Below are 7,314 nucleotides of genomic sequence, written 5' to 3'. Positions count from 1 at the left end.
ATCGCGATCGGGCCGGTGAAGGATGTGCGCAGCATCTTTCACCGGCCCGATGTCGTCCCGACTGGGTAGACTGCACTGGCGGGCGGCGACAAGCGACGCCCCAGGTCAGCGAGTAGGAGGTGGCTTACGTGGCGATGCCGGTACCCGAGCGATCGTCCGCCTTGCTACCTGCGGGGGATCGTTGGACCGCGGCCGACCTCGATAACCTGCCCGATCACGGAATCCGGTACGAGGTCCTGAATGGCCAGCTCATCGTGAACGCCGCGCCGAAGCCGCGTCACCAAGAAGTTCTGACCTGGTTGCTGATCGACTTGATTGCCGCGAAACCCAGCGATTACTGGGTCTGGCCAGGTCTCGGCGTCGTGATCGGTGACGACGAGCCCATTCCGGATCTCGTTGCCGGTAAAGGCAGCGTGGAGAAGGACAGCCGAGGTGTTCCAGCCGAGCACGTCCTCCTCGCGGTAGAGATCGTCTCTGCCTCGACAACATTGCAGGACAGACTGGTGAAGCCCGCCGTCTACGCGGAGGCGGGCATCCCGAACTACTGGCGCATCGAGGCCAACTCGTTCAAAGGCCGTCTTCCCGGCGAAGCAATTCCGGTGCTGTTCGCACATGTTCTCGCCGAGAACGGTGAATACGAATTGACCCATCGGATCGCCGCGGGCGAGCCCGCAACCCTGCACTCGCCCTTCGAATTCACCATCGATCCGGCCACACTACTGCGCTAGGTCCCGTATCTCCCAATGTCGGAGCCACTCAACTCACCTTCGCACAACCACTTCCGAACCACACGCCGTCACACGGTGGCGGATTGGAAGGAAGCGGGTAAGGGTCATTGTAGTAATAGTGGTGGTGATGATGCTCCCTATCGCGAGGCGGTGTCCTTGGCGGGGTGGTTTTGGGGGGAGTCGGCTTCGGCGGAGTCGACTTCGGAGGCGTGGTCTTCGGTGGCGCCTGCCCGGGCCGAGCCGGAACCACGCGGTCGGCAACCTCAGGCCGATAATCGGTGGCATCGAACCCATCAGCGAATTCGAACGCCACCGGAGCACCGAGTGCGACAGCGACCGATACGGTTACCGGACAGAAAAGCAGTGCGGAGATAGCAGAGGCACGTGCCAGAGTGCGTGCACGAGTTCCGCGCTGCGGCCTACGGGTGGATGTTCTCATTCGGTGTCCCTTGTTTCGAGATCAGTCGGATAATCTCCGCGCGACGAGTGCTGGAACCCGCCGTCGGCCGACGCCCGCGACCGATGACTCGGCATACGGTCTGTGGAACGGGCACACATTCCGCCCGGCGCAAGTACCACATGCGTCCTCGAGCCGCCGAGGTCGCGCTCCTCCCAAGCACTGTGCGCGGCTCAATCGCGCCTGCCAGGCTATCCCGAACGAACCGAATCCGAATCAGGGTTGTCGCCAGTCCGTGCCATGCACCAACTCGGCGAGTTGGTCGACGTACCAGCGCATCCAATCGGATTCGCGGGTCTCCTGATCGAGGCCGGACAGCCCGGCGGTCAATACCGCGATTGCTTTACGTCGGTACTTCGGGCGGCCGGATTCCGCGAGGTACTTGTACGCCAATCCGCGTTGCAGCACAAGCAGATCCGTGCTGTGGAAGTACAACCACGGTGGAATCCGGTCGGGCTCCTCGGCAGCGCGTACCGCGTATTCGTCGGCTCTGTCCAGCTGGCGCTCGGCTTCCTCTGCCTTGCCGAGGAGGGCATGACCTCGAGCCTCCTGCTGAGCTGCTACCGCCAACACGGCAGGGGAGGCTTGCTTATACCGACCAGCGGCTTCCGACAAACCGATCATCGGACCGAATTCGTGCACGGTCTCGTTCACGGCCGGAAGTACCGCCTCCGATCCCACCGAGTCATCAAGCTTCCGCCACGCCGCCAACACAACTGACAGTTCATCGACGCCCTTCCGATCGATACGTCTCGGATGCGCCTTGATGTACGCCAGTCGCTCAGCATCGACGCCGTCCACGCCGATTCCTGACCGATCGGCCAGCACACCCTGTGGAATGGTGGGACAGCCGTCCGCGACCGACCCTCTACCCATTTCGGTAAGGGCGATCTCGAATCGCGCGCGCTGTTCTGGATCCAAGTCCCGCAGCAGCGTGTCCATGCCTTCGGCGTATTGACCCCTGAGCGTGATCGTTCCGCCCCGGGCTTCCCATTTCCGTACTACGCCCTCGCTGAATCCGGTCCGTTCCGCGAGCTGTGGCTGGGTCCACCGCAGCGCTCGGAGTCGAAGCGCACGCACCTCGACACCTGTCCACTTCCCCACGACGATCACGGCCCGCGCACCTGCCCTCCGCGCCGATCCCTTCTGTACCAGCAGCGTAGCGGTTTCGTAGCGGTCCCATGCCTTCGATCGTCGTAACTATCGCGCAAAACTCGACTCAGCCCGCTATCGGGTTCGCGTTGCAGCACTCATCGGCAGGCAACGGCGGCAGCACTATCGAGAGGAGATAGGCGATGACGAACATGCAAGTGCCGGAATCGACTCCGAGGGCGGGAGCCGGCATCGGATCGGACGCTGACCTTGGCCGGGCGTTTGACGCCGGAGTCGATGTCGCCGCGGGAACGGGTCGCCGCGCGGGGCATGACCTACCCGGTACGGGCGGTGGAGGTGCCGGTGCGGAGACCTTGGTCGCATGCTCGCTCGACCATGCGCCCGATCTGGTGGAGGTAAGGGAGCGTTTTCCCCGTTTGGCCGCTTTGTGGAATGCGGTGCACGACCATTTCTGGACTACATATCGCACTCCTGGAGATGGTGCCGCCGACATATCCGGGAGGCGGGTGCGATGATCAACGAGCGGCCGGATGCGACCGTGGAACCGACCCGGTCGCGATATCAGCGGCTCATGTTCCATGCCCGGCGCGGTGGCTACCGCTTGCTGCGAGAACCCTCATCACGGAATCGGTGGAGCTTGTACGACGCTGCTGACGGCGAACCGATTGTCCGCATGTGCACGCTCGATGAGGTCGAACAGTGGTTGGGAACATGAAAACTGCTTAACCGTTGGGGATTTCGACTGCGCACGTCGTTCGAGCCAGCCGCCCGGCCTGTGCGGACACAATCCGCGCACACACGGCAATCCTTGCCACTTCACGCCGATTTGCGTCCGCTCAGGCCGGATCACGACTTTCGGTGCCGGTTTCCGGCGACCGTCACGACCTCGTCTACGCAGGGATCCATATCGGTGAACGCGTCGGGGATCTCGGGCGGTCGGCTCGGTGTTGGGGTGATGGGCGGTGTTGCGCGGGTTGGGCGTGGGACGATCCCTGATTGTGGGACGTGAGGCGCGTTCGGTGGAAGGGGAGTCATCATGCGGCCGGATAGCTCAGCATTGCGGTTGAGGGGCTTGTACAAGGGGTTTGGGGGGCCTTGGGTGGTGGAGGGGGTGGGGTTGACTGTGCCGCCGGGGTCGTTCTTCGGGCTGGTCGGGCCTAATGGGGCGGGGAAGACGACTACGTTGTCGATGGCGGTGGGGTTGTTGCGGCCGGATGCGGGGGAGTCGCACATTTTCGGGGCGGATGTGTGGGCGGACCCGGTGCGGGCCAAGACGATTGTGGGGGTGCTGCCGGACGGGCTGGCGTTGCCCGAGCGGCTCACCGGGCGTGAATTGCTCACGTACACAGGGCTTTTGCGGGGGATGGCCGCGCACACCGTGGCCGAACGGGCGGCGGAACTGCTTGCCGTCCTGGAACTCACCGACGCCGAGAACACCTTGGTCGTCGACTATTCCGCGGGTATGCGCAAGAAGATCGGGCTGGCGACGGCGCTGCTGCACGCGCCGAAACTGCTGGTGCTCGACGAGCCGTTCGAGGCCGTCGACCCGGTGTCGGCCGGAACCATCCGCACGATCCTGCAGCGCTTCGTCACCGCGGGCGGCTCGGTGGTGCTGTCGAGTCACGTGATGGCGCTGGTGGAGAACCTGTGTGACCGTCTCGCGGTGATCAACCGGGGACGGGTCGTGAGCACGGGCACGGTCGCCGAGGTGCGCGGCGAGGGCACGCTGGAGGAGGCGTTCGTGCGGCTGGTCGGCGGTCGCGTCGGCGGCGAGGAGGGGCTGTCGTGGTTGGCGTCCTGATCAGGATGCGGTGGCGGCTGACCGTCCGTTCGCTCAGCAGCGGCAAGGCCGCGGTCGCCTTCTGGATCGGGTTGGTGTTCGGTCTGCTCGCCGCCGGATTCACCGCTTTGTTCACGGCATTGGCCGGGCACGAGTGGGACCTGCCCTCGGCGATCAACGTCGCCGCCGCGCTCTACGCGGTATGGACACTGGGCTGGCTGTGCGGCCCGATCCTCGCCGGGAGCAGCGACGAGACCTTGCAACCGGAGCATTTTCGGCTACTGCCGCTGAGTTACCGGCAGCTGGCGACGGGATTGCTGGCCGCCGCGTTCGCGGGCCCGGCGGCCGTGGTGAACCTGATCGCGTTCGGTGGTCTGGTCCTGCTGGCCGCCCAGGTCGGGGTCGCGACAACGGTGGTCGCGGTGCTCGGCGCGGCGCTGCAACTGGTCTTCGTGGTGGTGCTGTCGCGGGTGCTGCTGGCCTGGATCGGTGCGGCCATGCGCTCCCGGCGCGGCCGTGACCTCGGTGTGCTGCTCGCCGCGCTGGCGGGCCTGGCCTACTACCCGATGCAACTGCTGATCACCACTGTCGCACCGAAATTGGAGCATGCGGCACAACCGGTCGCGCTGGCGCTGCGGATACCGCCCTCGGGCTGGGCACCCTACGCCGTCGAGGCGGCCGGGCGGGGACAGTGGTGGCTGTCCGCGCTGTGCCTGCTGGGTCTGGCACTGCTGTCGGCCCTGTTGTGGCAGGCCTGGGCGGTGCTACTGCGTCGCAGGCTCATCACCACGGCGGCGCCCGCGGGTCCCGTTCGGGTGCAGACGGGCCGCGGCATCCTGACACGGCTGGCGCCCGCGACGCCGGTGGGCGCAGTGGTGACCAAGGAACTGCGCACCTGGTGGCGCGACAGCCGCCGTCGCGCCGCGCTGCTGCCGTTGCTGCTGCTCGGCATCGTGCTGCCGGTGATGCTGTCGCTGCAGGGCACGGGTGTCCCGGTGCCGTTCACGGGGACCTTCGTGGTGTGGATGGCGGCGATGGCCAGCGCGAACATGTACGCCTTCGACGGCACGGCGCTGTGGCACACCCTGGTCGTCCCCGGTGCGAGCCGGGCCGACGTGCGCGGTCGGATGATCGCCTGGGTGGTGCTGGTCGGTCCGCTCGCGCTGCTGCTCACCCTGATCCTGCCCGGAGCGCTCGGGCGGGCCGAGTTCTATCCCTGGGCGGTGTCGACACTGCCGGTGTTCGTGGGCGTCGGGGTGAGCGCCGCGATCTTCCTGTCGGTGTACGCGGCGTATCCGCTGCCGCCGCAGCGCGGCAACCCCTTCGCGGGCGGCGGCGGAAATCCCGGCTGCGCAAGGGCATTGGTGCAGCTCGCGGTCGGTTTCGGTCAGTTGCTGGTGAATCTGCCGGTGCTCGCGATCCTGGGATTCGGTGTCTACCTGCACAGTCCGGTGGTCCAGTGGTGCGCACTGCCCGTGGGGCTGGCGTCGGGCGTCGGCACGACCGTGCTCGCGGCCCGCGTCACCGAGCGACGACTCGATTCCCATGGACCGGAGTTGCTTGCGGAGGTGAAACCCCGCTGAGGTCTCGAAGCCGTTGTGCGCCTGCGTTTTTCCTCCATCAGCGGTACCACGGCGCACGCGCGCAACAGCGCTACTCGGCCGTCCCGTTCGCGCCGTTCCCGAATCGGGTAGTCGACTACTACGGCGATCCCGGCTCCGCACGGGCATGCTCGGACCTGAGGGCAATTTCGTCCAGTCGCAATGCTCCCGCGGGCCGGCGCCGTGACGATATTCCGAGTAGGAAGACAAGTGGATCAGATCCTGTACTGGAACAACGTGGCGCTGGAGTCGGATCGGATGGCGCACACCGTCGTTCATCATGCCGAACGTGGTGTGCGCGGAACGGTCGGCAGCTCCCGTGCGCTGGCCATCACCCACCTCGCCATGCACGACGCCTATTTCGGCATCGTGCCCGCGGCGCACGGCACCTATCTGACCACGCCGCCGACCGCGCCACCGGGCGCCTCCGCCGAGGCGGCCGTCGCGGTCGCCGCCCACACCACCCTCACCGCGCTGTATCCGGCTCAGACCGCCCGGCTGGACGCGGCATTGCAGCAGGCCGGGCTGCGCGGTCCGGGCACGGGCACCGGCAGCGCGCACGGCCTGGCCGTCGGCCACGCCGTGCTGTCGGCCCGCGCCGCCGATCCCGGACTCGACGGCGTGGGTTATCGCCCGAGTCTCGAACCGCTGAAACACCGTGCGGACCCGGCGAATCCGGACCAGGGCTACTACGCGCCGCACTACGGCGCCCACTCGCGCTGCTTCGCGGCGACCACCCGGCACACCCTCGACGCCCCGCCCAAGCAGACCGACCCCGCCTACGAACGGGCGCTGCGGGAGGTGCGCGGCAAGGGCATCGCCACCGAGCTGTCCGGCGCGCTGCCGCCGGGCCTGTCGCCCCGCACGCCGGAGGAGACCCTGATCGGCACGTTCTGGGGTTACGACGCCGCGAAGAAGATCGGCACGCCGCCTCGGCTGTACAACCTGATCGTGCGCGCGGTCGCCGCCGCCCGGCGGTCCGGAATCGCGTCGAACGCGCGGTTGTTCGCGCTGGTCAATGCCGCCATGGCCGACGCGGCCATCCTGGCCTGGGACGACAAGTACCGGCACAACCTGTGGCGCCCGGTGCTGGGAATCCGTGAGCACGATCCGTCCATGGGCCCGAAAGGCCTTGCGGCACAGGGGTGGGACACGTTGTGCGACCCGTTCTGGCTGCCCCTGGGCGCGGCTCACACCAACGAGCCCGGCATCCCCTCCGCCACACCGCCGTTCCCGGCGTATCCGTCCGGCCACGCCGCGCTCGGTGCGGCCGCCTTGCAGATCACCCGCCGCCACTGCGGCATCGGCACGGATGGCCCCGACTCCCTCACCGACGGACTGGCTTTCGTATCCGACGAACTCGACGGCGCCGGCATCGACCGGTACGGGATCCGCCGCCCTCGGCACACACGTACCTTCCCGGGCGGGCTGTGGCAGATGATCGAGGAGAATGCCCGCAGCCGCGTATTCCTCGGCGTCCATTGGAGTTTCGATGCCTTCGCCGTCGACGCGGACGGCCGGATGGACCTGTCGCAGAACATCGGCGGCGTGCGGCTGGGCTTGGACATCGCCGGTGACCTGTGGGCGAACGGACTGCGGGCGGCCGCGGCGGCGGGTCCGCGGCTGCCGTGAGGG

General features: G+C 67.2%; 5 protein-coding genes. 4 read left to right on the top strand and 1 reads right to left on the bottom strand.

Features of this window, described 5'->3' with window-relative positions; translation table 11 throughout:
* Positions 1-134 precede the first annotated feature (134 nt).
* The gene (locus QH470_RS24280) at positions 135-728 is read left to right on the top strand and encodes a Uma2 family endonuclease (RefSeq protein ID WP_280274665.1); all 594 of its coding nucleotides are present in this window, start codon (positions 135-137) and stop codon (positions 726-728) included.
* Between the two features lie 673 nt (positions 729-1,401).
* On the opposite strand, the gene QH470_RS24275 is transcribed toward QH470_RS24280, so the two are convergent.
* A complete protein-coding gene (locus QH470_RS24275) occupies positions 1,402-2,127 on the bottom strand; it encodes a hypothetical protein (protein WP_280274640.1) in 726 nt (241 codons plus the stop codon).
* A gap of 1,207 nt (positions 2,128-3,334) precedes the next feature.
* Between QH470_RS24275 and QH470_RS24270 the strand changes: the two genes are divergently transcribed.
* The 3 genes from QH470_RS24270 (at position 3,335) to QH470_RS24260 (ending at position 7,311) form a co-directional block, all read left to right on the top strand.
* Positions 3,335-4,099, top strand: coding sequence for an ABC transporter ATP-binding protein (locus QH470_RS24270; RefSeq protein WP_280274639.1), 765 nt, complete (start codon positions 3,335-3,337; stop codon positions 4,097-4,099).
* On the top strand, positions 4,084-5,661 hold the full coding sequence (locus QH470_RS24265) for a hypothetical protein (RefSeq protein WP_280274638.1): 1,578 nt from the start codon (positions 4,084-4,086) through the stop codon (positions 5,659-5,661). Before QH470_RS24270 ends, QH470_RS24265 begins: the two co-directional genes overlap by 16 nt.
* Before the next feature lie 228 nt (positions 5,662-5,889).
* Positions 5,890-7,311 carry a vanadium-dependent haloperoxidase gene (locus QH470_RS24260; protein WP_280274637.1) on the top strand — a complete coding sequence of 474 codons (1,422 nt, stop codon included), beginning with the start codon at positions 5,890-5,892 and terminating at the stop codon, positions 7,309-7,311.
* Positions 7,312-7,314: the final 3 nt, after the last annotated feature.

This window comes from Nocardia wallacei (genome assembly GCF_029868745.1).
Taxonomy (GTDB): domain Bacteria; phylum Actinomycetota; class Actinomycetes; order Mycobacteriales; family Mycobacteriaceae; genus Nocardia; species Nocardia wallacei_B.
The sequence above is the reverse complement of the archived record's forward strand: the minus strand, read 5'-3'. Positions and strand labels throughout refer to the sequence as shown.

Excerpts from the sequence above, each read along its gene's own strand:
- QH470_RS24280 (WP_280274665.1), top strand. The coding sequence starts at position 135 with ATGCCGGTACCCGAGCGATCGTCCGCCTTGCTACCTGCGGGGGATCGT.
- QH470_RS24275 (WP_280274640.1), bottom strand. The coding sequence starts at position 2,127 with ATGGACACGCTGCTGCGGGACTTGGATCCAGAACAGCGCGCGCGATTC.
- QH470_RS24270 (WP_280274639.1), top strand. The coding sequence starts at position 3,335 with ATGCGGCCGGATAGCTCAGCATTGCGGTTGAGGGGCTTGTACAAGGGG.